23 protein-coding genes are annotated in these 23,723 nt (G+C 58.0%); 13 read left to right on the top strand and 10 right to left on the bottom strand.

What is annotated here, in order from left to right:
* Positions 1 to 15: 15 nt before the first annotated feature.
* A complete protein-coding gene (locus JIN78_RS03440) occupies positions 16 to 945 on the top strand; it encodes a sugar phosphate isomerase/epimerase family protein (protein WP_200390535.1) in 930 nt (309 codons plus the stop codon).
* Between the two features lie 202 nt (positions 946 to 1,147).
* On the top strand, positions 1,148 to 2,206 hold the full coding sequence (locus JIN78_RS03435; protein ID WP_200390534.1) for a hypothetical protein: 1,059 nt from the start codon (positions 1,148 to 1,150) through the stop codon (positions 2,204 to 2,206).
* A 68-nt stretch (positions 2,207 to 2,274) separates the two neighbouring features.
* On the opposite strand, the gene JIN78_RS03430 is transcribed toward JIN78_RS03435, so the two are convergent.
* From JIN78_RS03430 to xylA, 5 genes are all read right to left on the bottom strand, one after another.
* Positions 2,275 to 4,053 carry a tetratricopeptide repeat protein gene (locus JIN78_RS03430; protein ID WP_200390533.1) on the bottom strand — a complete coding sequence of 593 codons (1,779 nt, stop codon included), beginning with the start codon at positions 4,051 to 4,053 and terminating at the stop codon, positions 2,275 to 2,277.
* Between the two features lie 133 nt (positions 4,054 to 4,186).
* The gene (locus JIN78_RS03425; protein WP_200390532.1) at positions 4,187 to 5,353 is read right to left on the bottom strand and encodes a Gfo/Idh/MocA family protein; all 1,167 of its coding nucleotides are present in this window, start codon (positions 5,351 to 5,353) and stop codon (positions 4,187 to 4,189) included.
* Between the two features lie 14 nt (positions 5,354 to 5,367).
* Positions 5,368 to 6,420, bottom strand: a complete 1,053-nt coding sequence (locus tag JIN78_RS03420) for a sugar phosphate isomerase/epimerase family protein (RefSeq protein WP_200390531.1) — start codon at positions 6,418 to 6,420, stop codon at positions 5,368 to 5,370.
* Positions 6,421 to 6,466: 46 nt separating this feature from the next.
* Positions 6,467 to 8,029, bottom strand: a complete 1,563-nt coding sequence (locus JIN78_RS03415) for a xylulokinase (RefSeq protein WP_200390530.1) — start codon at positions 8,027 to 8,029, stop codon at positions 6,467 to 6,469.
* A gap of 346 nt (positions 8,030 to 8,375) precedes the next feature.
* A complete protein-coding gene (gene xylA / locus JIN78_RS03410; protein ID WP_200390529.1) occupies positions 8,376 to 9,686 on the bottom strand; it encodes a xylose isomerase in 1,311 nt (436 codons plus the stop codon).
* 188 nt (positions 9,687 to 9,874) lie between these two features.
* On the opposite strand from xylA, the gene JIN78_RS03405 reads away from it, so the two are divergent.
* Complete coding sequence (locus tag JIN78_RS03405; RefSeq protein WP_200390528.1) at positions 9,875 to 10,657, top strand: AraC family transcriptional regulator; 783 nt, start codon at positions 9,875 to 9,877, stop codon at positions 10,655 to 10,657.
* Positions 10,658 to 10,672: 15 nt separating this feature from the next.
* Here JIN78_RS03405 and JIN78_RS03400 read toward each other — a convergent pair whose 3' ends face one another.
* Entirely contained in the window at positions 10,673 to 11,473 is an 801-nt protein-coding gene (locus JIN78_RS03400; RefSeq protein WP_200390527.1) for an aminotransferase class IV, read from the bottom strand.
* A gap of 48 nt (positions 11,474 to 11,521) precedes the next feature.
* On the opposite strand from JIN78_RS03400, the gene JIN78_RS03395 reads away from it, so the two are divergent.
* From JIN78_RS03395 to JIN78_RS03380, 4 genes are all read left to right on the top strand, one after another.
* Positions 11,522 to 12,139, top strand: a complete 618-nt coding sequence (locus JIN78_RS03395) for an acyl carrier protein phosphodiesterase (RefSeq protein WP_200390526.1) — start codon at positions 11,522 to 11,524, stop codon at positions 12,137 to 12,139.
* Positions 12,140 to 12,226: 87 nt separating this feature from the next.
* Complete coding sequence (locus JIN78_RS03390; protein ID WP_200390525.1) at positions 12,227 to 12,805, top strand: hypothetical protein; 579 nt, start codon at positions 12,227 to 12,229, stop codon at positions 12,803 to 12,805.
* Positions 12,806 to 12,946: 141 nt separating this feature from the next.
* Complete coding sequence (gene fusA, locus JIN78_RS03385) at positions 12,947 to 15,064, top strand: elongation factor G (RefSeq protein ID WP_200390524.1); 2,118 nt, start codon at positions 12,947 to 12,949, stop codon at positions 15,062 to 15,064.
* Between the two features lie 225 nt (positions 15,065 to 15,289).
* On the top strand, positions 15,290 to 16,195 hold the full coding sequence (locus JIN78_RS03380) for a hypothetical protein (RefSeq protein WP_200390523.1): 906 nt from the start codon (positions 15,290 to 15,292) through the stop codon (positions 16,193 to 16,195).
* A gap of 35 nt (positions 16,196 to 16,230) precedes the next feature.
* On the opposite strand, the gene JIN78_RS03375 is transcribed toward JIN78_RS03380, so the two are convergent.
* Positions 16,231 to 16,842, bottom strand: coding sequence for a hypothetical protein (locus tag JIN78_RS03375; RefSeq protein ID WP_200390522.1), 612 nt, complete (start codon positions 16,840 to 16,842; stop codon positions 16,231 to 16,233).
* A 389-nt stretch (positions 16,843 to 17,231) separates the two neighbouring features.
* A complete protein-coding gene (locus JIN78_RS03370; protein ID WP_200390521.1) occupies positions 17,232 to 17,393 on the bottom strand; it encodes a DUF1328 domain-containing protein in 162 nt (53 codons plus the stop codon).
* 319 nt (positions 17,394 to 17,712) lie between these two features.
* On the opposite strand from JIN78_RS03370, the gene JIN78_RS03365 reads away from it, so the two are divergent.
* The 6 genes from JIN78_RS03365 (at position 17,713) to JIN78_RS03340 (ending at position 22,757) form a co-directional block, all read left to right on the top strand.
* A complete protein-coding gene (locus tag JIN78_RS03365; protein ID WP_200390520.1) occupies positions 17,713 to 18,234 on the top strand; it encodes a ferritin-like domain-containing protein in 522 nt (173 codons plus the stop codon).
* A 38-nt stretch (positions 18,235 to 18,272) separates the two neighbouring features.
* Positions 18,273 to 18,443 carry a hypothetical protein gene (locus JIN78_RS03360; RefSeq protein ID WP_200390519.1) on the top strand — a complete coding sequence of 57 codons (171 nt, stop codon included), beginning with the start codon at positions 18,273 to 18,275 and terminating at the stop codon, positions 18,441 to 18,443.
* Positions 18,444 to 18,496: 53 nt separating this feature from the next.
* Entirely contained in the window at positions 18,497 to 18,712 is a 216-nt protein-coding gene (locus JIN78_RS03355) for a YMGG-like glycine zipper-containing protein (RefSeq protein ID WP_200390518.1), read from the top strand.
* Positions 18,713 to 18,942: 230 nt separating this feature from the next.
* Complete coding sequence (locus JIN78_RS03350) at positions 18,943 to 20,331, top strand: sigma-54-dependent transcriptional regulator (protein ID WP_200390517.1); 1,389 nt, start codon at positions 18,943 to 18,945, stop codon at positions 20,329 to 20,331.
* Entirely contained in the window at positions 20,328 to 22,142 is a 1,815-nt protein-coding gene (locus tag JIN78_RS03345; RefSeq protein ID WP_200390516.1) for a HAMP domain-containing sensor histidine kinase, read from the top strand. The genes JIN78_RS03350 and JIN78_RS03345 overlap by 4 nt, the downstream gene beginning before the upstream one ends.
* A 27-nt stretch (positions 22,143 to 22,169) precedes the next feature.
* Positions 22,170 to 22,757 (top strand): response regulator, encoded by a 588-nt coding sequence (locus JIN78_RS03340; RefSeq protein WP_200390515.1) that lies wholly within the window; start codon positions 22,170 to 22,172, stop codon positions 22,755 to 22,757.
* 90 nt (positions 22,758 to 22,847) lie between these two features.
* Here the strand turns inward: JIN78_RS03340 and JIN78_RS03335 are convergent, their stop codons facing one another.
* Both JIN78_RS03335 and JIN78_RS03330 read right to left on the bottom strand, forming a co-directional pair.
* The gene (locus tag JIN78_RS03335; RefSeq protein WP_200390514.1) at positions 22,848 to 23,042 is read right to left on the bottom strand and encodes a YqaE/Pmp3 family membrane protein; all 195 of its coding nucleotides are present in this window, start codon (positions 23,040 to 23,042) and stop codon (positions 22,848 to 22,850) included.
* A gap of 52 nt (positions 23,043 to 23,094) precedes the next feature.
* Positions 23,095 to 23,619, bottom strand: coding sequence for a ferritin-like domain-containing protein (locus tag JIN78_RS03330; RefSeq protein ID WP_200390513.1), 525 nt, complete (start codon positions 23,617 to 23,619; stop codon positions 23,095 to 23,097).
* Positions 23,620 to 23,723: the final 104 nt, after the last annotated feature.

The following is a 23,723-nucleotide window of genomic DNA, read 5'->3' as shown; positions in this document are numbered from 1 at the left end:
GGTGAGGCTGCTCCAATGCTAGCGTTTTCCACCTGCTGGAACAATTCCCGCCACAGTGACGGAGAAGCCATGGTCGATGAAATCCTCGAGCTCGGCTTCGACCACCTCGAGCTCTCCCACGGCATGACCATCGCCAAGCTCCCCGGCCTGCAAAAGGCCTACCGGGAAGGCAAATTCACCTGCGTCGGCGTCCACAACTACTTCCCCTCCCCCACCGAGGTGATGATCGACGCCCCCGACGCCTACGAATACACCTCCCACCGGCCCCACGAACGCCAGCGGGCGATGGACATGACGCTCAAGACCCTCGATATCGCCGCCGAGTTCGAAGCCTCCTACGTGGTCCTCCACATGGGCTCCATCCCACAGATGCCGCACAAAAAGTGGACCGGCCAACTCACCTCCCTCGTCAAAGACGGCCAACAAGACAGCCCGGCCTACGTCAAACACAAGATCAAGTGCATCAAAAAGCGGGAAAAACACGGCCCCCTCTACTTCGAACGCGCCTGCCGGGCCCTCGAAACCATCGCCGCACGGGCGGCGGAGCTGAATCTGAAGCTGGCCGTGGAATCCCGCTCCAAATACGAGGACATGCCCACCGAGCGCGAAATGGTGGCCCTGCAAGAACGCTTTGCCGACCACCCACATGTTGTCTACTGGCACGACTTCGGCCACGTGCAGTTGAAGCACAACCTCGGTCTCTTGGAGCACGCCGACTGGCTGCGCAAAATGCAGCCCTATCTCTACGGAGCCCACGTGCACGACGTGGAATGGCCGGCCCGCGATCACCGCGTGCCCTTCTTGGGCGAGCTCGACTACCGCGATCTTCTGCGCTTTTTCCCTCCGGAGTCTCCCCTAACCTGGGAACTCTCCCCCACTCGGAAAGCAGACCAAATTCGCGGCGCCCTCGAAATTTGGAAGAAGCTTTTCCCGAAATCGGAATAGCAGACGTAATAGAATCAACGCTCAAGAAATTTAAAACATCACCCCAATCCAACTAACACAAAAAGAGAAATCAGTAACAAAAAATAAGAAGCAACAAATTATAAGGCTTGCAACTAGAAAGCAATTTTGAGACAGATAGACCGGTGGTTCTTTGAGTCCATTCCCTAATGGGCAGCCCATCATATGAATTCTTTTCCTCCCCATGGATACAACAACTCGCCCTTTCCCGACAGCTGGTAAACTGACTCTACTGGCTCTGGCCACCCTGCCGCTCGGTCATCTTGCACAAGGCCAAACGACTTTTGACTACACCTACGCCTTCTCAGACGACAGTGTCGACCGGGATTTTTTTGTGAGAAACCGCACGACTCCGACCAACTCTGAGGCTAGCGCGGTCAACGGGGTTTTTGGTGGTCGCGGACTCAATTCCGCAGGCGAAACTGCTGCGGCGGGTTTCGCGATGGGCATTCAATCTCAGTTTTTGAGTGGCGGAGGCTCCAATCACGAGGCTTTCGTGGGCTTTACCGGATCCCAAGCGGATCTTTCGGCCGGCGGCACCTACAATTACACGATGGCTTGGGGACCCGGTAATGGAGGACGAAACTCACTTGATGGTCCCGGAACCTATACCGCCGAGAATCTGGTCTTCCAAATTGGTTTGATCAACACTGCCTCCATGGGAAGTGGCACCTACTTCACCAGCACCGATTCTCTCTACCTCACCGGCATCGAAACCGACTGGACCAAGTCAGGCGACACCTATGACCTGACCTTCCCCACCGCAGGCACCGTCTCGTTGGATAGTGGGACGCTGAGTGTGGATCTCCAGCTGAGAGATGAAGCCGGCACCGTTCTCTATGATTTCGGGGCGGCCCAATTTCGCTATGCCGACCCCAGTCTCACCGAAGTGCAACCCTATTATCTCTTTGACCTTGGGCTGTCCTTCGATGCTGCTGGCGATGTCACTGCCAACTTCACAGCGGACGAGTATTTCCAATATATCGGCAGTGAATCCACGCCGGAGTATACCTACCTTGCCGGTCGGGAGAATGTGGCCTCGGGAAGCTCGCCTGCCGTAGGTTCGAATCTGGAGTCTCTCTCCTCCCTCTATGCAGGTCTTGGTATCGACATCAACGATAACATCAACGTCGGCAACACCGGAGCCTCTTACGACACTTTCTCTCCCATTCCCGAACCCTCCACCCTGCTTCTCGGGATGAGCCCGCTGCTTCTCGCGATGCGTCGCCGACGCAAGTCCTAGTTTTTTGAACAAGAATTCATTTCTGTAGGCCTTGGCGGACTTTCCAAAGTTCGCCAAGGCTTTTTTCGTTACTGTTCCTGCAAGTAGCGCCGGACGGCCGTCCGTTCGGGGTGCTTGTGGAGAAGTTGCTGCAAGAGTGCTCGTCCCCGCTCCACTTGCCCCAGTTCGATCAAGCAGACCGCTTGACCCTGTAAGGCATCGGCATTCCGGGGTTCGCGACGCAGGACCGCTTCATAGCTCTGCAAAGCGCTCTGGACATCCCTCAAGGAGCCCAGCTGCAAAGCAGCACGATCCAAGAGCAAGGGGACGGAACCGGGGAATCGCTGCAAACCGGCTTCCAGCGCGCTGAGCGCCTTGAGGCCTACCCCATCTGCCAGCTCAATCTGGGCGAGAATACGGAACGGCCGCTCATTGTGAAGAATGCTCTTTTGCCCCGCTGCCACGAGCCACTTCTTCGCTTCCTCCTTTCGCCCCAGCTTCCACAGCGCCTCGCCGGCATTCGTTGCCGCCAAGCCGGAGTTGCGATCTATCTCCTGAGCTTCCTCAAAAAGTCTGAATGCGTCCTCCCAGCGTCCCTCCCTCATCCTCTCCGCTCCCAGGTGAATGGGAGCCAGCAAACTGCGGGGATTTTCCCGCCGCTCGTGGACAAAAAGGGTTTCACTATCGCGCCAGAGACGAGCTTGCCAACAAGCGACCAATGCCAGAAGAACCACCAGGAGACCCAGCCCCAGATGGATTCCCCGCGACCAGTTCCGACCCTTGCCAGCCAGATTGGCCACCAGCGGGGCAAGCGCCAGAACAAGCGCGGCATGAAGCAAATAGGAGTAGCGGTCAGCAACCATGTAAAAGCTGACCGGGATGAGACCGCTTACCGGGAGCCAGAGGAGAACAAATGCCAATCCCCCCCACCAAACGATTCGATACAGACGCCAACGGTAAACCAAGCCGGCCAGAAGCCCCAAAGCCAGAAGAGGCTTGATCCCCTGTTGGAAAAAAGAATCGGGCGGGTAAATCCAGAGAATGCGTTCTCCCGGCCAAAGAAAATGCTCCAGATACCACCAGAAAGTATAGGGCAAGAGGAGGACGCGTTGACCAACAGGTAAGGAATCCGCTACCCCGGCGTGCCCACCCGTTCTCTGTAAAAAAAGGGTCCACGCCGAGACCACTAGGGCAGTGAGAAAGAAGGGGAGGACGGGCCCGACCCATTTTTTGAAAGATTGGGATAAGGAGCCTTCCCGCAAGGCCTGGACTAGAAAGAGAATGACTGACAGCGGCACCACGGCAGGTTTAGCCAAAGCGGCCGCGGCAAAAGCGGCGAGGGAGAGCCCGTAGGAACGCCGTTTCCGCCTCTGCAACCATTCCTCCCAAAACCACCAGGACCAGAAGAAAAAGGCACCACTGAGGACATCCTTCCGCGCGCTCACCCATGCCACGCTTTGCAGGCGCAGGGGATGCACCGCCCAGAGTAACGCCAGAATTCCCGCCAGAAGCGGCTGTCCCGTCAGTTTTTTGAGAAGGGCAAACAGGCCCATACTCGCCAGTAGGTGCCAAACCAAATTGACCGCATGGTGGCCGGATGCACTCTCGAGTCCAAAAAGCTGCACATCCAACATATGGCTCCACCACGTCAAGGGATGCCAGAGGTTGGTTTGGCCACTTCCGGTGAGGGCCCAACCCAAGCTCTCCGCGCTCAAGCCTCGTCTCACCTGCTCATTCCCAGTGACGTAAATCGGGTCGTCATAGGAAATAAAATCGAAGGACACGACCTGCCCCAAAGTAAGAATGACAGCCGCCGCCAGCATGAGGCAGACCCCTCTCTTCGCCGGACACTTGCGCTCAATGGCCATGCCTAGTCCTAGAAGGTGACCTGTCCCCCGTCAACGACGAGCCTGCGCGCCGGGAGCTTTCCCCTCGAAGGGAAAAACCCGCCCGGGAAAAAGGACCCGGCACGGGTTTGTCAAAGCGAAAGAAAGGACTCTCTCACAAATCGAGCCCGGTCCAGGCCGCGTTGTTCGCACTGGAGGCGACGACCGCTTCGATAAAGGCCATCCCCCGGATGCCATCGTCGATGCGGGGATAATCCAAGGCCACGGCATCGGGCTCCTTGCCATCTTCCACCGCGCGAATGTGGTTCGCAAAGTTGCGGTAGAGATTGGCGAAGGCTTCCAAGTAACCCTCGGGGTGACCGGCAGGAGTGCGGCAATTGGCCGTGGCCGCTTCCCCGAGATAACCCTGACCCGCGCGCCAGATTTCCGTCGGCTTGTCGAGGCGGTGAACTTGCAAAGTATTGGGCTCAAGCTGATGCCACTCGAGCCCGCCTTTTTCGCCGTAGACCCGCAGGCTGAGATTGTTCTCGCAACCCACCGAGATTTGCGAGGCATGAAGCACCCCCTTGGCTCCGTTTTCAAAACGCAGCAAGACATTGCCATCATCGTCGAGCAGACGCCCGTCGACAAAGCTGGTCAAATCGGCCGCGAGTTCGGAAATGGTGAGCCCGGAGACGTATTCGGCTAGGTTTTCGGCATGAGTACCGATGTCGCCCATACAACCAGCCGCCCCGGAGCGCTTGGGATCCGTGCGCCACTCGGCCTGCTTGGCCCCGTCGGCCTCCAATCGGGTGGCCAGCCAGCCCTGGGGATACTCGACGACCACTTTGCGGATTTTGCCAAACTCGCCCGCCGTGACCATTTCGCGAGCCTGCTTGACCATGGGGTAGCCGGGGTAGTTGTGGGTCAGGCAATAGAGCTTGCCGCTGGCTGCGATGACTTTCTTCAGCTCCTTGGCCTCGGCAAGATCGAGGGTGGCAGGCTTGTCGGACAAGACATGGAAACCACCCTCCAGCGCGGCTTTCGCTGCCGGGAAGTGCATGTGATTGGGAGTGACGATGGCCACGAAGTCCATGCGCTCACCAACCGGCCGCTTGGATTCGGCCTCAATCATCTCCTCGAAGGTGCCGTAGCAGCGGTCCTCGGGGAGGAGCAGATCCTTACCGGAGGCTTTGGACTTCTCGGGCGTGGAGCTGAAGGCCCCGCAGACGAGTTCAACCTGCTGATCAATGGCTGCGGCGATGCGGTGCACCCCCCCGATGAAGGCCCCCCGGCCTCCGCCAATCATTCCCATGCGGATTTTTCGTTCGCTAAAAGACATTGCTTTGGAGTGTTCTACTGATTTTTCTTATCGAAGGCGGAGTCGAAAACGACATCGGAAGGAGCGAAATCGAGACTACGGGTGAACTGGCAACTCTCGGTCGCTCCGTGGATGCGGTCCATGCGGCCGTCTTCCCACTCCACGGAGAGAGGCCCCTGATAACCAACATCATTCAGCGCAACAATGACTTCCTCGAAGTCGACATCGCCGCGCCCCACGCTACGGAAGTCCCAATAACGGCTGGGATTGGTGAAGTCGGTGTGGCCGCCGAAGACGCCCACGGTGCCATCGCCATGGCCCCACCAGGCATCCTTCATGTGAGCATGGAAGATGCGGTCGCCGAAGTCGCGAATGAAGCGCACGTAGTCCACTCCCTGGTAGCCGAGGTGGCTGGGGTCGTAGTTGAAGCCGAAGCGCGGGTGGTTCTCCACCGCCTGCAACGCGCGCGCAGCGGAAGCAATGTCGAAGGCGATCTCGGTGGGATGGACCTCCAGAGCAAAGTAAACATCCTCCTGCTCGAAGGCATCGAGAATGGGCGTCCAGCGCTTGGCGAAGTCCACAAAGCCTTTTTCCAAAAAAGCCTGGTCGGTGGGCGGGAAGGCGTAGAGGGCGTGCCAAATGCTGGAGCCGGTGAAGCCATTGACGACCACTTGGCCACTTCCAGCCGGGAACTTGGCCATGTAATCCTTGCCGGCATCCATGAACTTGCGGGCAGCCTTGCCGGTATCGATCATCTCTTGAGCCGCACGCTGGCGCACACCCTCCGGATCGCCGTCTCCCCAGATTTCGGGAGTGAGAATGGCCTGGTGACGCTCGTCGATATTATCGCAGACCGCCTGACCGACCAAATGGTTGGAAATGGCGTAGCAAACAAGATCATTGGCCGCGAGCAAGTCCCAGACGGACTCCACATAGCCCTCTTCATTGAGAGCCCGCTGGACATCGAAGTGATCCCCCCAGCAGGCGAGCTCCACCCCGTCGTAGCCCATCTCACGGACTTTCGGCAGCAATTCGGCAATCGGCAGGTCGGCCCACTGGCCGGTGAAAAGTGTAACAGGTCTTGGCATAGAATTTTTCAGGTTATCGAGTTCGCTTCAATTAACGGGGCGAGGACTACGCGAGGTCAAAGCGATTCTTGAGCGCTTCCGCAAATTTTTCCTCAAGTTGACGGTAAACTGTCGCGTATTCTTCCCGGGGCAAGACATCGCGACCCTCCGCAGGAGCGGAAAAGGCCTCTTCCAAGGTTGAAAGATCGTCGCCCCGGGCGACGGCAGCCCGCAAAGCCGCTCCCAGAGCCGCCGAGCCAGCCACCGAGAGACGGCGCACTTTTTTTCCAAAAATATCAGCGACAATTTGGGCAATGCCGTTGTTCTCGGAGGCTCCCCCGGTGAGGAGAACTTCCTCCGTTTCCACGCCCAGCCAATCGGAATGACGCTTCATGTTGAGGAACTGCCCCTCGATGACGCCCCGCACCCATTCATCGGCAGTGGGCTCTCCAGCAAAGCCGACTGGAATGAAGTCGGTGGAATTCACCCGGGGTGTGATCTCGTTGCCCACAAAGGGGAGAATGACGCGTCCGCCCAGAGCGGGTTCGCTGCGGGCAAGCCCCGCCACATCGAAGTCCTCCCAGGACAGATCGAAGCGATCCTTCACCGCCTCCCGGGCAAGGGAGCCGTTGAGGAAGCAGATAAGGCTCATGTTTCCTCCCATGGGATTGCCAAACACATGTCCAAAGCCCCGCGGATCGGTGCGGGGCTCGCTCATAGCGGCAAAAAGGGTGTCGCTGGTGCCTAAGCTGATGACCACTTTGCCCGGCTGGGCCGCTCCCATGCCAACGAGACTGCTGGGATTATCCCCCGTCCACAGCACCACTTGGCAAGAGGGGTTGAGATTGTATTTGTTGGTGAAATAGGAGGAAACAGGGCCCGCCACGGTATCGGCCGGAGCGACAGCCGGGAGCTTGCGGCGCAGCTCCGGCGCGGTCGCGGCCAGCAAATCCTCGTCCCAGTCATTGGCAACCAGATTCATGAGATTCATGCCCGCCCCATCTCCCGTATCGATGGCCACGCTTTTCCCCGCGAGGACGCTGGCCAAGAAAGAACTGACGAGGTGAATGCTCCCGGTGGCCGCATAGCCATCGGGATCGGTCTGGAAAAACTTGCGGATTTGCGGGCCGGTGAAGCGCTCGATGGGCACCGAGCCACTGCGGCGACAGACCTCTTCCGCGCCCCCCAGAGCACTTCCAATCTCGGCACACTGCGCGGTGGTGGAGGTATCCATCCAGATGGGGGACGTTTCACGAGCCAGGACCGGAGCCAGCTGGTCGGCGAGACTTTTCTCGCGCTGGAGACCAGAAAGAGCGTGGTTGAACCCGTTCTTCAAGTAGACGCTGCCATGCTGTTGGCCGGAGCCCGAAACCGCTTCCACCTTGTCGAGAGGGGCCCCGGCCAGCTGCAGCTGGCGGAAAACGGCGTCCAGCGCATCCAACCACATCAAGGGGCTGGAGTGGACCTCGCCCCCACGACCGCCGGGGAGAAAACCGGAGGGCATGCCGTATTGGGGCAGGTCTTTGCCAAAGGAGACGGAGGCTTCCGCCACAATTTTGCCCTCCGCAGTATCGAGGATGAGGGCGGAGAGACTTTGAGTCGAAGAGTCGAGACCAAGAACGAGAGACATATTAAATACTATGCATTTACAAGTTGTGAGACCGAGAGGAACGAAGTAGAAAAAATCGGTAGATCGTCAAAAAAGCGCGTTTTTTTCGCGAAAAGATTCGGCTGTGAGACGTTTAATTGGCACGAGCGATGCTGTCTCTTAGATGCCGTGTTGCTTGAATGGCGCGGAGGTCAAAAGTGGTTTCATGGGTTTTTCCACCTCGATCTCCGTGCCTCTTCTTTAGCTCCGGCGCTTCCTTCGGGTAGCGCGGGAACGCTTAAAATGAGCACGGAGGGCGCGAGTGGTTTAATGGGTTTTCCACTCCACCCTCCGTGCTTTCTTTTTTTAAAACAGGCTCTTTAGAGGCTTAAAGGTAGTCGTTGAGAAGGTTCTCAAGACGTTCCTGGCGTCCGCTCTCCAACTGGGGCGGTTGAATGCCCTGGGCGTAGGCATCGAGGGAATCGAGAGTGGCGGTGCCGGACTCGACCTCGGCCCCCGCACCTTGGTCGAAAGTGCGGTAGCGCTCGCTGATGAAGTCGCTGAACTTGCCATCCTCGATGATCTTGGCCGCGACCTTAAGACCGCGGGCGAAGGCATCCATGCCGCCGATGTGGGCATAGAAGAGATCGGTCGGATCGTGGGACTCACGACGACGCTTGGCATCGAAGTTGAGGCCTCCTTTGCCCAGACCACCGTTTTTGAGCACTTCCACCATGATCTTGGTGGCAAGGTAGTAATCGGTGGGGAACTGGTCGGTGTCCCAGCCAATGAGCTCGTCACCACGGTTGGCATCGATGGAACCGAGGGCTCCGGCATTGGCCGCCACCTGCATTTCATGCTCCATGGTGTGCCCCGCGAGAGTAGCGTGGTTGGTCTCGAGGTTGAGCTTGAAGTGATCGAGGAGATCGTATTCGCGCAAGAAGTTCAGACAAGCTGCCGCATCGGAGTCGTATTGGTGGGTGGAAGGTTCACGCGGCTTGGGCTCGATAAGGAACTGCCCTTCGAAGCCGATCTTGCGGGCGTGGTCCACAGCCATGTGCAGGAAGCGGGCGAGGTGATCGAGCTCGCGCTTCATGTCGGTATTGATGAGAGAGCCGTAGCCCTCGCGACCGCCCCAGAAGACGTAGCCGGTGCCGCCGAGACGATGGGTGGCCTCCAGCGCGTGCTTCACCTGGCTGGCACCATAGGCATAGACGTCGGCATTGGGCGAAGTGGCCGCCCCCTGCGCGTAGCGGGGATGACCAAAGAGGCAAGCCGTGCCCCAGAGCAACTTCTTGCCGCTGGACTGCTGGAATGTCTCAAGCTCGTCGATCACGCGGTGGAAGTATTCATGGGTCTGCTTCAGACTTTCCCCTTCGGGCGAGATGTCGCGGTCGTGGAAGCAATAAAGATCGATATCCATCTTTTCGAGGAACTCGAAGAAGACCGGCACCCGGGCGAGAGCGTTTTCAAGCGAATCGGAACGGTCGTCCCAAGGCATGAGAGCGGTGCCCGCACCGAAAGGATCGGAAAGCTCGTTGCGCATCACGTGCCAGTAGGGAGCGGCGAAGCGCAAATGCTCGCGCATGGTTTTGCCCGCTACGACTTCATCGGGATTGTAATGGCGAAAGGCAAAGGGATTGTCGGAACCGGGGCCTTCGTAGACCACTTTCGGGACATCGGGAAAAAATTCGGACATATTCTATTTGTTGTTTTTTGTCAGGCGAGCGGACGCCAGCGCCCCTCAGGCTAGCGAATCGGGCCCGCGAGCACTACGACAAAAATGCGCAACTTGGTGTATAATGCCGTCAAAATCAGGAAAGGTTCGCTTTTTTCTAAGATTAGGGGTGAAATCTCACCAGAAATTGTCGTTCTACTCCTATAAACATGAAGCAACGCTCTCCCGCCCCAGACAGCCAAGATTTGACCGCCTTTTCCGATTTCGTCAAAGAAATGCGCCCCGGTCAAATCGCGATGGGTTTGTTCGAAGCGCTTCCGGACGTGATTTTTTGGATCAAAGACCGCTCCTACCGCTTCGTCTTTGTCAATCAAGCCTTCGCCGAACTCTGGGGAAAACCCCCGGAATATTTCTTCGGTAAGACCGACCAGGAAGTGAACGCCCCCGAACTGACCCGGGTCTATCGCCAGGACGACGAGAAAGTCTCCCTGAGTGGCGAAGGAATTCACAACAAGATGGAACTGGTGACCCGTCGGGCCGGCGGGGTGGAGTGGCGGATGACATCGAAAATCCCGCTCTACGACCATGAGGGCGTCATTTTAGGCACGGCCGGAGTCTCGCGCCGCCTCGACCAACGGGAAGGCCATCCCCTGCCCCCACCCTATCGCGCGATTTCCAAGCTGATTGACTACGTCCACGAACACGTCTCCGAGCCCTTGGCGGTGGACCAACTGGCCAAACTGGCCGGGATGTCGGTCTCCACCTTGGAGCGCCGGTTCCGGGCCCACCTGGGCACCTCCCCCAAACGCTTCATCCTGCATTCCAAGGTAGCGGCAGCTTGTGAGCGCCTGCTTTCCACCCCCATGACGATCAGCGAGATATCGGAGTCTCTCGGTTACAATGAGCACGCTTCTTTCACGCGCGCGTTCACCTCGGTGATGCACATGTCCCCAACCGCTTACCGCAAGTATTACAAAAGCGGGGATCACTGACCTCCGACCACTCCTTCACGACGTTTCCGCCAATTCCTGCTCGGCCAAGAGCTGGCCGAGCTGAAGGGTCACGGCTCCCACCGCGAGGGGGCGCCCGTCCAGCGCGCCCAAGGGACGAACCCCCAGGAGGCTACTGGTAAGAAATATTTCGCTCGAATCCTGCAAGAAGGCGATGGGGCGCTCTTCCTCCCGCACGGCGAGTTCAGCCCTCCGGGCCAGCGCCAGCACCCGCGCCCGGGTGACGCCGGGGAGACAGCCACTGGACAAAGGAGGCGTGAGCACGGTGTGCCCCTCCACCACAAAGACATTGCTCCAAGTCCCCTCGCACCAATGTCCGGCTAGATTCGCCAAGAGGGCTTCGTCTCCTCCCGAGCTCTTCGCTTCGGCGAGCGCGAGGGAGTTTTCACCATAAGACAGAGCCTTCAAGCCCGCCAGGGCCCCGTGCTCATTGCGCCGGTAGCGGGAGGTCCAGGCCGTCAGCACCGCAGGCTTGAGCCCCGCCTCCTCGGCGGTGAAAAGCAGGGAATCCGGGGTGCGGGTGACACGAAGCCGCACCCTCGCCAAGGAATCCTGATAGCCATTGCGAACGAGCAGCTCTTCGGCGATCTCGCGCCCTTTTGCCGGGGAGGGCAGGGAGAGCCCGAAAGCGCGCACCCCCTTTTCCAAGCGCAACCAGTGTTCCTCCCAAGCAAAGACCCGCCCTCCAAGGGCCAACATCGTTTCAAAAACCCCTTCCCCCCGGAGAAAGCCCCGATCCCGGCTATCGATGAGCGCGCGCTCTTCCGCCTTCCAATCACCGTTCAGCCAGACCATCATCTCTCTAACAAAAAGTAGACCGCCCGAACTTCCCTTTCCTACGAAAAAATGAACTTTCTCGCTCACCTTGCCCTGGCCGGTCCCTCCGACGCCTCCCGGGTGGGGAATCTGCTCGGTGACTTTGAGAAAGGAACCCCGGCCTCCCTCGCGGAGCGCCATGCCCCCGAAATCGTCGCGGGCATCCTGATGCACCGCCAGCTCGACCGCCACACCGACGACCACCCCTCCTTCCGGGCGGCCAAGCTCCTCCTCGCCCCAGAGCGCCGCCGCTTTGCCGGCATCTTGCTCGATCTCTACTTCGACCACCTCCTCCACCGCCATTGGCCAAGATTCCACCCCGGCACCGCTGAGGACTTCATTGCTGGGATCCACCACACCCTGGAGCGCAGAAGGGATTGGTTGGGGCCCAACTTCGGCCCCCTTGCCCCCCTTCTCCGCCAGCAGAACTGGCTGGGCTCCTACGCCACTTTACCCGGGCTCCAGCTCACTTTGGACCGCGTCTCCCGCCGCTCGCCACGCTTCGCTCCCCTGCGCGAAGGCCTGCAAGACTACCTTCGTCAGGAAGGCGAAATCGAAGAGCTCTTTCTCGCTCTCTATCCCGACCTGCGGGCCCGGGCCAATCTCCTTCTCGGGAATAAAACCCTCATCACTCCCTCTTTTCCTTGAAACCCTGCGGGATGACCGTCAGGATGTGTGGTCGTTGTCAATTCAGGCGACCACCCCTCCTATTGCCATCCCAACCCCATCCTTATCATGAAAATCATCCGTCCACTCCTGGCCATCATCGCCCTCTCCACGACCTTCCTCAGAGCCGACCATCATGGCTCCACCAGTAAAGCCGAACACCTTCTCCAAGCCGCCGATCATTTGGAAAAAGCAGGTGCCAAGGAGCACGCCGACTCCATTCGGGCTCACGTCAAAGGCTTGCAAGAGCCCGCCGCGCCCACCCCGAAGGACAAAGAGAAAACGAAACAGGACCAAGCCGCCACCAAAGCCGCTGGTGCCGCCTGCTGCCCTCCGCAATCCCGGGCCGCCGCCCTGAGGGCTGGCGCCAAAAAAGAAGCTGCCAAATGCGAGTGCGGCCAGGAAGAGTGCGAAAAGTGCGCCAAAGGAAAGTCCTGCGATTGCGACAAGGCCGACTGCAAGAAGTGCGCCCCCGAAGATGCCAAAAAGGACGGAAAAGAATCCTGTCAAAGCTGCCAAAAGGGGTGTCAGGACTGTGATGCCGTCCTCGAGAAGTTGAGTGAAATCGAGGAAACCCTCGACGCCATTCTGAACCAAATGAAGAAACAGCGGTCTCGGGTCTACCGGGTGCCATCCGCCAGAGAATAGCTTCTACCCCAAACCCACGACCCAGGGAGTCCGGAAGGACTCCCTTTTTTGATCACCAGAACTTTTTCCACAAAAAACAGCGTCCTTACTCGACAAAACCGCCACATTCAGCCAAACCCCCCGCCGAAACCTTATCAGAACATGGCCAAAACCGACCTTTCCCACTACCGAAACATTGGTATTTTCGCCCACGTTGACGCGGGCAAAACCACGACCACCGAGCGAATCCTCAAGCTGACCGGCCGCATTCACAAGCTGGGCGAAGTTCACGATGGTGCTTCCACCATGGACTTCATGGAGCAGGAAGCAGCACGGGGGATCACCATTCAGTCGGCGGCGACCACCTGTTTCTGGCCCGGTTCCACCAAGCAGTTCCCGAATCACCGCTTCAACATCATCGACACTCCCGGCCACGTTGACTTCACCATCGAAGTTTATCGTTCCCTCAAGGTTCTCGACGGTGGCGTCGGCGTCTTCTGCGGCTCCGGTGGCGTTGAGCCCCAGTCCGAAACCAACTGGCGCTACGCCAACGAGTCCAAAGTGGCCCGTCTCATTTACGTCAACAAGCTCGACCGTCTCGGCGCCGACTTCTACCGCGTCGTGGACCAGGTCAAGAACGTCCTCGCAGCCAAGCCTCTCGTGATGGTTCTGCCCATCGGCACCGAGGAAGACTTCAAAGGCGTCGTCGACCTCCTCAACATGAACGCCTGGGTTTGGGACGACTCCGGCCTGCCCGAGAACTACGAGATCGTAGACATCCCCGAGGACATGAAGGAGAAGGCCGAGCAATACCGCGCCGAACTCATCGAAACTGCGGTGGAGCAGGACGACGAGCTCATGGAAGCTTATCTCGAGGGCAACGAGCCCTCCATCGAGGACATCAAGAAGTGCATCCGCAAGGGCACCATCAACCTCGACTTCTTCCCCACCTTCTGCGGTTCCTCCTTCAAGAACAAAGGCGTTCAACTCGTCCTCGACGGTGTGGTGGAATACCTCCCCTCCCCGACCGAAGTGAAGCCCCAGCCCGAAGTGGACCTCGAAGGCAACGAGACCGGCGAATTCGCCATCGTTGACGAAAACCGCCCCTTCCGCGCCCTGGCCTTCAAGATCATGGACGACCAGTTCGGTGCCCTCACCTTCGTGCGCGTCTACTCCGGCAAACTCAACAAGGGCGACACCGTCCTCAACACCTTCACAGGCAAGACCGAGCGCATCGGCCGCATCGTGGAGATGCACGCCAACGACCGCAACGAACTGGAAGGAGCCCAAGCTGGTGACATCGTGGCCTTCGTGGGTCTCAAGAACGTGCAGACCGGTCACACTCTGGCCGACAAGGACAACCCCGCCACCCTCGAGCCCATGGTCTTCCCCGATCCGGTAATCTCCATCGCCGTCGAGCCCAAGGACAAGGGACAAGCCGAGAAGCTCGGCGTCGCCATCGGCAAGATGGTGAAAGAAGACCCCTCCTTCCGCGTCGAAACCGACGAGGACTCCGGCGAAACCATCCTCAAAGGTATGGGCGAGCTTCACCTCGACATTAAAGTGGACATTCTCAAGAAGACACACGGCGTCGAGGTCAAAGTGGGCGCTCCCCAAGTGGCCTATCGCGAGACCATCACCAAAGCCATCACCGACAGCTACACGCACAAGAAGCAGTCCGGTGGTTCCGGTCAATACGCGAAAATCGACTACACCATCGAGCCTGCCGAGCCCGGCATCGGCTTCGAATTCGAATCCACCGTGGTCGGTGGTAACGTGCCCAAGGAATACTTCCCCGCTATTGAGAAAGGCTTCAAGACCTCCATCGACCGCGGACCTTTGGCCGGCTACCCCCTCCTCGACATCAAGGTCACCCTCACCGACGGTGGCTTCCACGCGGTGGACTCCTCGGCCGTGGCCTTCGAAATCGCCGCCAAAGCCGCCTACCGCCAGTCCATGCCGAAAGCCGGCCCCCAGATTCTGGAGCCCATCATGAAGCTGGACGTCTTCACTCCCGAAGATCACATCGGTGACGTTATCGGCGACCTCAACCGCCGCCGCGGCATGATCAAGACCCAGGACCCCACTCCTACCGGCGTCCGGGTGAAGGCTGATGCCCCTCTCTCCGAGATGTTCGGATACATCGGTGACCTCCGCACCATGACTTCCGGTCGTGGCCAGTTCTCCATGGAGTTCAGCCACTACGCCCCTTGCCCCAAAAACATCGCCGACAAAGTGATCGCCGATGCCAAGGAGCGCGAAGAGGCCAAGAAGAAGTAAGTCCTCGTCTTTCCACTTTTTAAAAAGCCGGGTCTCGCAAGAGGCCCGGCTTTTTTGTGCCCTCCCCTCACCCCGCAGAGATTAACGACGTCGCCGAGGGCGGGTGAGCGTGGGGTCAAGCCCCAACCGCAGGGCCGCCCTCGGGGTCCTTTTTCCGCCTGGTGGTCATACCATAAGGAGAGAAGCGCAATTCCCCCTCGAATTTCCATTCAACTCCGCGCCCACTTGGGTTTAGCTTGCGCCGTGCACCGCATCACCACCATCGCCTTTGGCACCTTCACCCAGCTTGTGCGGATGAAGGTCTTTTACTTTCTCGCCATCTTCGTGGTCCTCGCCATCGCCCTCAACTTCTTTCGCCTCCCCCACCACATGGGACCGGAAGCGGTGGCGGCGGAGGAGCTTCGGCTCTGGAAGTCGGGCACCATTGGCTTGATGAAGCTCTTCGCGATCATCTTTTCGCTCGCCGCCACCGCCCTGCTCATCCCACGCGACTTGGAGGACCGCATTCTCTACACCATTCTCTGCAAGCCGGTTCCACGACTGGACTACGTCATCGGCAAATTGCTAGGGGTGCTCATGCTGACCTTCGTGGCACTGGCGGCCATGGACCTTCTCATGAGTGCGGTCCTCCACCACCGCACCGGAATCGTCGAAGCAGAGCGCGTCGCCTTCTTGCAGAGCCATGGCTATTCAGAGGCCGATATCGCCATTGAAGTTGCCGAAGTGCGCCAACACGGACCCACCCTCTCCCTTCAATTCGGCATCCTGAGCATTTTCTTGGAAGCCGCCGTCATTGCAGCTGTCGCCCTGCTCATCTCCACTTTCAGTTCCTCGACGTTGTTCACCATCATCAGCACCATCCTGGTCTACTTCATTGGCTTCTTCATGGGACAAGCCCGCGAGTATTGGCTGGAGACAACCAACCTTGGCGACTCTTTTCTAGGCAAGGCCGCCGTGCAGCTGCTCTCCCTCATTTTCCCCGATTTATCAATTTTCGGACTCGCGGATGCCGCCATTGCTGGGTTAGCCATCCCGCCACTGGTTGCCTTAAAGGTCACCGGATTGGCTGTGGCCTACCTCGTCACCTACACTCTGGTCTCGTGGTTCGTCTTCGCAGACAAAGAGTTCTAATTCCGGAGGCAATCCTTCCGCCTGGGCTCAACTCGCTAGTTCACCAGATCCTCGCGCGAACAAAAGATGCGATGCTTCTTGATGTCCCTCACCATGAGAAAACAAGTCGTGGCAAAGACCATTGCGATCGACCCCCAAAGAACATAGCCACCTCTCCAGGGATCCCCAGTAATCATCGCTTGTTGGGCGGCCGCCAAGGAATGGACCGGCGGCGTCACCCTCGCTCCAAAATGAACCACTGGATAGCCTCCTTCGGAGGAGAGGACTTCGCCTCCTCCCCCACTTTCGGCCTTGTCCCCACTGCGAGTCACCACCACCGGAGAGGCTCCGGACGCACTCAAGTGCCCCTGAAACATCATCAGGCGAAAGCGATAGGGCCGCTTGGCATCACGAGTCTCCAGGAATCCAAATTGAAAAAGGTTTTCCCCGATTAAGGCATAGGATTCAGCAGGAGAAGCAAAGACGCTTTCCCCATCATCCTTGTTGCGCCACTCACTCTGCCGCACAATCGAATCTTTGAAAAGGCGATGAAAACTCTCCATGCGGGCTTGGGCTTCATCCCAAGAGAACGCTTTGTGCTCATGAAAAGCCCAGCGCCAAACGGTCTCATGGGCATCGAGGTCGACTTCAACTTGTCCCGGTCCCATGGCCACAGAATCTTGGGAATTTGGTAAAGTGAGCGTAAGCTCCCTGCTGAGTTCAATTCTATTACCTTTTTGGAGAAGAGAACGGAGGTCAATACCCAAAGCCTTCAAGGACTGCACGGACAAACCCTCAGACAATACGATTCGAGCGTCGGCGCTTGCACAAGCAGCGAACAATGCGAAAAGTAATGTCTTAAAACCTTTATTCATAAATTAGTTGTATCTTATTTCCTTTTATTTGCCTAGACACAAATTCATTGTCTTCGGCCCTGTTTGGTTTGAGTTGAATCCTCTGCCCCCTCTTGGACTACGGCTCTAGCCGTAATTGTCACTTGAACCGGAAAATAATGAGAGAAACCCTCTGCCGATATCCGAAGGCAGGATTCCCCTTTTCACCTGCGATTGAGACTGCTGAGTCCGATGAGCGCGGAGGCGACCAAGAAGACGACGGCCAGCACTTGAGCGAGCCCGGCGGCGAAACCAGCCAAGCCGAGAAAGCCAACCAGAGCGGCGGCTACGGCGGTGATGAGAAAGATTAAAAACCAAGTTGTCATATTGTGGGGGCAATCAACACCTTATCCGCAGCTTCCGTTCCACCCCGCAGCCCTAAAAAATAACAACTCCTTTAAGGTAAGCAAGCTAAAGGAAAAATCCGAGCTGGAAGGGGGTGAATTTTGCACAGAGTGCTGAAAGGTCAATCGATTCCATCAAGCTCCCTGCATGATTTCCATGCGCCAAATCATGCAGAACGCATGACGTGAGCCCTCTGCCCAACGCAGAGAGCACCCTTTTTCAAAATTTAAGAGGCTAAAAATCAGACGAGTAGAATTTCACTCCCTCGATTGGTCTTTCTCCAGCTACTCCCCAATCACGATGAAAGAAACCCCCTTGCACGAAGACATCATCGCCGGGTTGCGGCACGCTTATGAGATGGAAATCGAGACGGTAGAAAACTATCTGGCCGCCTCCGTCAATCTTGATGGTCTGCGCGCCCTTTCCCTGCGCCAAATTCTCAAAGATGAGGTCGCTGACGAGTTGGGACACGCCAACAAGCTGGCTTCCCGCATCAAAGCTCTCGGCGGCACCGTCCCCGGCAGCATGCAGATGGAGCGCTCCCAGCGTTCTCTCCAGCCGCCCTCGGATTCGACCGACCTGGTCAGCGTGATCAAAGGTGTGATCGACGCGGAGAGCGCTGCCATTGACCATTATCGTCGGATGATTGAGCTCACTGAAGGGGCGGATCCGGCCACGCAAGATTTGATGATCGAGCTTCTCACCGACGAAGAAGAACATCGTCGCGAGTTTGCCGGATTTTTGAAGGCCCTCCAGCACGAGATTTCCCGCGACGAAGTGCCCGATACCGAGCTCGTGATGTCGGAAACCCTGGCCGCTTGAGGCCGTCACTTGAATCTCCCCAAATTGATAAAAATGCTATGAAAGAAAAAAAATACACCATCCTGCTCGCAGCCATGCTGGCTGCTCCCTTCGCCCTCGTCTCTTGCGAGAAACAAACGGAAGCGGAGGAACGCCAAGAGGAAGCCATTGAAGCAATCGAAGATGCCGGCGAAGAAGTTGGCGACGCCATCGAAGACGCCACTGACTAATCATCCGTCCTTTGACCCCATTTCCCCGAAACTGAACCCTAAGCTATAAACAAATGAAATTACTGACCCTTACTCTTTCCCTGCTGAGCCTGTCCCTTGCAAGCTGCACGAACTTCCAGACCCGAAGCCAGAATGACGCCGCGACGGGAGCCCTCATCGGCGCTGGTGCTGGTGCCCTCCTTGGCGACGACGACAATCGGGCGGGCTCGGCCGCAGTGGGAGCCGCTCTCGGCGGAGCCGCCGGTTACGCGGTGGGAGCCAACCGCTAATCCTTCCTTCCCCCCAAAAAACAAAAACCCTGTCTGTCCAGCGCCCACTCCTTGCTTCCCCCGCGAGGCGTGGGTTTCTGGCATTCTTGGCCTCTCAGCTGGGGCTTTCCCTTGCATTTTGCACGAAACCAGCCTGAAAACTGGCAAAATGCACGATCTTATTCTCTGTCTTTCTTGACTTTCAACCACTTTTGAACGGCACAAGTTGCGCTAACCCTTTCCCTCTTTCCATGGACATCCTGATCGTTGACGACGAAAAGTCGATTCGCACCACCACCTCAATTGCCGTGGAGGCCGAGGGGCACTACGCCGAAACGGCGGACAGTGCCCGCATCGCAGAGATGAAGCTCAAGGAGGCGGATTTCAACCTCGTCTTTCTCGATTTGCGCTTGGGGGAAGACAACGGAATGGAGGTCCTGCGAGGTATTGTGAAGCATCGCCCGGACCTGCCGGTGGTCATCTTCACCGCCCATGCATCGATCGAGACTGCGGTGGAAGCCACCCGCGAGGGTGCCTTCGACTACTTGGAAAAGCCTTTCACTCCCGACCAACTGCGGGCCATTCTGCTCAAAGCCGAAAAGGCGAGCCGAACGCAGAAGAAAATCACCAATCTGGAAACCGAGGTCAAGGAGCTGCAGACCCAAGTGTCCACCCAGGCTCCGCCTTCCACTTTTGAATCCAAGGAGCCTGCCATGCAGGAGAGCCTCTCCACCCTCTTTCGCGCTGCGGCCACCCCGGCCTCGATTCTGATTTTGGGGGAAAGCGGCACTGGCAAGAGTGTGATCTCGAAGGCCATCCACGAGCAGAGCCACTTGGCCGGGAACCCTTTCGTCACCGTGAGCTGCCCGAGCTTGTCCAAGGAGCTGCTCGAGAGTGAACTCTTCGGTCACGTCAAAGGCTCCTTCACAGGCGCGGTGAAGGACAAATGGGGAAAAGTCGCAGCCGCCGACGGAGGCACCCTTTTCCTGGATGAAATCGGTGAGCTGCCTTTGGAAATCCAGCCCAAGCTGCTCCGCCTGCTGCAAGAGAAAGAATATGAGCGCCTGGGTGAAACCAAAACCCGGCAAAGCAACGTCCGCATCATTGCCGCGACCAACCGCAATCTGGCGGAGATGGTGGCTGCGGGCGAATTCCGGGAAGATCTTTTCTACCGCCTGAACGTGATCTCGGTCGAACTGCCGCCTCTGCGCGAACGCCCCCGCGACCTGCAGGTCTTCGCCCACAATTATCTCGCCTTTTTTGGCAAACAAGTGGGGCGGGAGGGGCTGGCCTTTTCGAGCGAAGCCCTGATGGCCCTCAAGAGCTACCCTTGGCCCGGCAACTTGCGTGAGCTGCGCAATTCCATTGAAAGAGCCGCCATCCTCGCACAGGGCAATGAGATCGAGGCCCGCGACCTCCCTTCGGCCCAAGAGCTCCCTCTCACCACCGGGTCAGCTTCTGAAAAAGGCCCCGGAGGCGTCTCCTCCCTGTGCGGAAGCAACATCACCCTGGCCGAACTGGAAGAAGAACACATCAAGCAGGTGCTCGCCCGCAGCGAAAGCCTGCAGCAAGCCGCCGAGATCCTCGGCATCGACAACGCCACTCTCTACCGCAAACGGAAAAAGCTGAATTTGGGATGAAACGGAAAATACTTTTTGGCAATTCAGTTTTCCTCCTGCTGCTCTTCGGCACGGGCGGCGGGGCAATGTGGCTGCTTGATCAAACCAGCGACGCCTTCATCCAATCTTCCGTGAAGTTCCAAGATCAGTCGCGGGCCATCCAAGACCTGCGCTTCGGCACGTCCTCCATCAATACCCACTATCTGCCGGCGATGGTGGTCTCCGATAGCGAGCTGCCCCCCATCCCCCCGCGGGAGCATTTCGAAAACAGTTTTGCGAGCATGATGGAGTCGCTCACACTCATCCGCGCCACCGCTGATGAACCCGAGCGGCAGAGCCTCGAGCGGCTGAAATCCGCATTGGACAAGTATGGCCAACGCTACCAGGAGCTTTTCGCCTACCAACCGGAAGACTTCTCTGCCCGCATGCAGGCCCGCAACGAGATTGCCCATCTCACCCAACAGGTGTCAGACCTTTCGCTCAATGAGTTTCTCTGGCTCGACGAGCGTTTTGGCTTGCGGAATGAAGAGCTGAGAAGAGAGACCCTGCAAAGCAATTGGCTCCTCGGCGGCCTCCTCGTTCTGGGGGTCATTGCCTCGACGGTTTTCTATTTCCAAGCCAATCGGGTGATCATTGATCCTCTGCTGAATCTGATCGCCTCGGTCAAAGAAATCCGCCGGGGAAACTTCGAGCTCACCCTCCCGGTGAGGAATTCCACCGACGAGATTGCCCAGTTGATTCCGGCCTTCAACGAAATGGCCTCCGAGCTGCGGCTGATGCGCCGCACCAATGATGAACAGTTGCTCCGCTTTGACCGTCAGAGCCGGGCTATCCTGGCCAGCTTCCCCCACCCCATTATCCTGCTGAGCAAAGAAGGACAGATCGAAAAGCTCAACCCTAGCGCCGAGGCTCTCTTTGAGAATCTGGGCACTCTGGGAGTGCTGCCGCGAAACATCTCCGAGCGCATCGCCCATGCCGTGGACCACAACGAAGAACTGCTCGTCGAGCGGCTCGACGAAGCCCTCCTGCTGCGCATCAACGAAACCGAGCACTTCTTCCTTCCCCGCATCTTCCGCCTCACCGAGAGTCAGCAGGGCTTGGAGGGTTGGGCTCTCCTCCTCATCGACGTCACCCGCCTGCGCTTCTTCGACGACCTCAAGTCCAATCTCATCTCGACAGTCAGTCACGAGATCAAGACGCCCCTCACCGGTATCCGCATGGTTCTCCATCTTCTTCTCGAGAAAAAGATCGGGGACCTCAACGAAACCCAGGACGAGATGCTCACCTCGGCGCAGAACGATTGCGAGCGACTGCTGGAAACCCTGCGCAATCTCCTGGAGATGTCCCGCATGGACAGCGGTGCGCGCTCCTTGACCCGGGAAGAAATCTCGCCAGCCACTCTCTATGAATCCGTACTGACCACCTTTACGCCGCAGGCGGCCGAGCGCGAGGTCACCCTCCAGCTGGAATTGGAAGATGGTGTGCCGGATGTGCTCGTTGATCGGATCCGCATCATCGAGGTGCTCAACAACTTCGTTTCCAATGCCATCAAGCACAGTCCTCCCGGTGGCACCGTGACCCTGACGGCCAAAGCGCTGGGGGCCGACGACGTCCGTTTTGGAGTCTACGACGAGGGTGCGGGCGTGCCGGAAGAGTCGCGCAATCGCATTTTCGAGCGCTTTTACCGCGCTCCGGACCAGAGCCAGATCGAAGGCATCGGACTAGGTCTTTCCATTGCCCGCGAGATCGTGAATGCCCACGAAGGCCGCATTGGTTACCGGCGCACCAAGGACAATCGCACTCTCTTCTTTTGCAACCTTCCTCGCGTGTGAGGCCCTTTTTTACCCCAAATCAAGACCATGACCCCTCCCCCAAAGATACTGATCGTCGATGATGAGCCCACCTTACGGCTCGGCTTTAGCCTGGCATTGAAAACCGAGCATTACGAGGTCACAGCTGCCGCCAATGGGCGGGAAGCCCTCGACAAAGTGGAAAAGGAAAGCTTTGACGTCACCGTGCTCGACCTCCGCATGCCCGAGCTGGACGGCTTGGCCACTCTCAGCCGCTTGCGCCAAGCGGGACGCGATCTCCCGGTGATCCTGTGCAGCGCCCACATCAATGCCTCCAACGCTATGGCCGCCCTTGAGCAGCAATGCTTCGACTTTCTCTGCAAGCCCGTGCGCCCCCAAGAGCTGCGCCAAAGCGTGGAACGAGTGCTCTCACAAGAGGATGGCGAGCCCTTCTCCCGCATGCTGGCCCTCCTGCGACAACAAAAATACGCCGAAGCGCTTGCAATCCTTGACTCCCTGAACCGGGAGCAATCGGTGAGCCTGCGCTTCTGGCACGAGGTGGTTTCCGATTTGGCAGCCGGACGCCCCCTCGAAACCGACCATTACGTCGAAAGCTATGGCCAGGATCTGGTCAACCTTCTCACCTTTGAGGACTGAGCACGCCGCTCGCCCTGTCATTCTCCTACCCGCCAAAAAAGGCCTGCCGAAGCAGGCCTTTTCTAGTGAGCGAACTCGTTTGCGAGCCCCTTACTCCTTCAAGATGACCCACAGGGCGTGGATGATGCCGGGGATATATCCGGCGATGGTGAGAAGGATATTGAGCCAAAAGTGCAAACCGAAACCGACTTGGAAGAAGACTCCCAAGGGCGGCAATAGGATGGCAAGCACGATGCGCAAGAGGTCGCGGGTTTTTCCGTCAGTCTGGGTGGTTGTCGTATTCATAGTTTTATTGGGGTGATTGGTTGGAGGTTAAAAAGTGAGATTGAGTCCGGGCTTACGATTCCCAGGTGAGCTCCAGGGTTTTGAGGCGGCGAAGGTCTTCCCGCACCTGGTCTCGTTGGCGCTCGATGGTCCCCGCGATCTCAGGAGGAAGCCGGAAGGAAGAGAGAGCCTCCTCGTAGTCGTTGACCGCAGCCTCTTCCCCACGCTCGCATTCACGCAAAAGAGCGCTTTCGTCGCCGGAGAAGGTCTCTACAAGGCTCATCCACGTGCGATGCATGCGTCCGGGCAAACTGCTGTGCTCGCCCGGCTCCACGTCGAGAGACTGGAGGTGGGAGGCGAGCTCTTTTTCAAAAAGGGTTCTCTGCTCGGCATTGCTGCTCAGGAAAGTCTGCAACTGGGGCTGACTCACCATCTCGGCAGCCTTGCGATAGCCTTTGATCGCGTCCCGAGTCCTCTGATGGAGTTGCTGGAGGTAATCCTGCACCGCCCGGTCGTGTGTTGGTCGCTCCTCAGCAGCAACCTTGGCGATCTCTTCCGGGGTCTGAATGGGTTGAGGGTGGAGAGGGGTCATTTTCATCTCTCCTCCTCTCTCGCAACTCCCCTGCCAATCAGATAACTAACTGATAATAAGACATAAAATCATTCACCCTCGTCTGCAAGAAGGGCCCTTTTCTGCAAAAT

Origin of the sequence: Roseibacillus ishigakijimensis (assembly GCF_016595415.1) — a bacterium.
Classification (GTDB): domain Bacteria; phylum Verrucomicrobiota; class Verrucomicrobiia; order Verrucomicrobiales; family Akkermansiaceae; genus Roseibacillus; species Roseibacillus ishigakijimensis.
The sequence above is the reverse complement of the archived record's forward strand: the minus strand, read 5'-3'. Positions and strand labels throughout refer to the sequence as shown.

What these genes read in the sequence shown, in the direction of transcription:
- JIN78_RS03335 (WP_200390514.1), bottom strand. Translation starts at nt 23,042, where the DNA reads ATGAATACGACAACCACCCAGACTGACGGAAAAACCCGCGACCTCTTG.
- JIN78_RS03360 (WP_200390519.1), top strand. Translation starts at nt 18,273, where the DNA reads ATGAAAGAAAAAAAATACACCATCCTGCTCGCAGCCATGCTGGCTGCT.
- fusA (WP_200390524.1), top strand. Translation starts at nt 12,947, where the DNA reads ATGGCCAAAACCGACCTTTCCCACTACCGAAACATTGGTATTTTCGCC.
- JIN78_RS03415 (WP_200390530.1), bottom strand. Translation starts at nt 8,029, where the DNA reads ATGTCTCTCGTTCTTGGTCTCGACTCTTCGACTCAAAGTCTCTCCGCC.
- JIN78_RS03350 (WP_200390517.1), top strand. Translation starts at nt 18,943, where the DNA reads ATGGACATCCTGATCGTTGACGACGAAAAGTCGATTCGCACCACCACC.
- JIN78_RS03420 (WP_200390531.1), bottom strand. Translation starts at nt 6,420, where the DNA reads ATGCCAAGACCTGTTACACTTTTCACCGGCCAGTGGGCCGACCTGCCG.
- JIN78_RS03375 (WP_200390522.1), bottom strand. Translation starts at nt 16,842, where the DNA reads ATGGGACCGGGACAAGTTGAAGTCGACCTCGATGCCCATGAGACCGTT.
- JIN78_RS03365 (WP_200390520.1), top strand. Translation starts at nt 17,713, where the DNA reads ATGAAAGAAACCCCCTTGCACGAAGACATCATCGCCGGGTTGCGGCAC.
- JIN78_RS03430 (WP_200390533.1), bottom strand. Translation starts at nt 4,053, where the DNA reads ATGGCCATTGAGCGCAAGTGTCCGGCGAAGAGAGGGGTCTGCCTCATG.
- JIN78_RS03400 (WP_200390527.1), bottom strand. Translation starts at nt 11,473, where the DNA reads ATGATGGTCTGGCTGAACGGTGATTGGAAGGCGGAAGAGCGCGCGCTC.
- JIN78_RS03355 (WP_200390518.1), top strand. Translation starts at nt 18,497, where the DNA reads ATGAAATTACTGACCCTTACTCTTTCCCTGCTGAGCCTGTCCCTTGCA.
- JIN78_RS03345 (WP_200390516.1), top strand. Translation starts at nt 20,328, where the DNA reads ATGAAACGGAAAATACTTTTTGGCAATTCAGTTTTCCTCCTGCTGCTC.
- JIN78_RS03435 (WP_200390534.1), top strand. Translation starts at nt 1,148, where the DNA reads ATGGATACAACAACTCGCCCTTTCCCGACAGCTGGTAAACTGACTCTA.
- JIN78_RS03340 (WP_200390515.1), top strand. Translation starts at nt 22,170, where the DNA reads ATGACCCCTCCCCCAAAGATACTGATCGTCGATGATGAGCCCACCTTA.
- JIN78_RS03330 (WP_200390513.1), bottom strand. Translation starts at nt 23,619, where the DNA reads ATGAAAATGACCCCTCTCCACCCTCAACCCATTCAGACCCCGGAAGAG.
- JIN78_RS03370 (WP_200390521.1), bottom strand. Translation starts at nt 17,393, where the DNA reads ATGACAACTTGGTTTTTAATCTTTCTCATCACCGCCGTAGCCGCCGCT.
- xylA (WP_200390529.1), bottom strand. Translation starts at nt 9,686, where the DNA reads ATGTCCGAATTTTTTCCCGATGTCCCGAAAGTGGTCTACGAAGGCCCC.
- JIN78_RS03395 (WP_200390526.1), top strand. Translation starts at nt 11,522, where the DNA reads ATGAACTTTCTCGCTCACCTTGCCCTGGCCGGTCCCTCCGACGCCTCC.
- JIN78_RS03390 (WP_200390525.1), top strand. Translation starts at nt 12,227, where the DNA reads ATGAAAATCATCCGTCCACTCCTGGCCATCATCGCCCTCTCCACGACC.
- JIN78_RS03425 (WP_200390532.1), bottom strand. Translation starts at nt 5,353, where the DNA reads ATGTCTTTTAGCGAACGAAAAATCCGCATGGGAATGATTGGCGGAGGC.
- JIN78_RS03440 (WP_200390535.1), top strand. Translation starts at nt 16, where the DNA reads ATGCTAGCGTTTTCCACCTGCTGGAACAATTCCCGCCACAGTGACGGA.
- JIN78_RS03405 (WP_200390528.1), top strand. Translation starts at nt 9,875, where the DNA reads ATGAAGCAACGCTCTCCCGCCCCAGACAGCCAAGATTTGACCGCCTTT.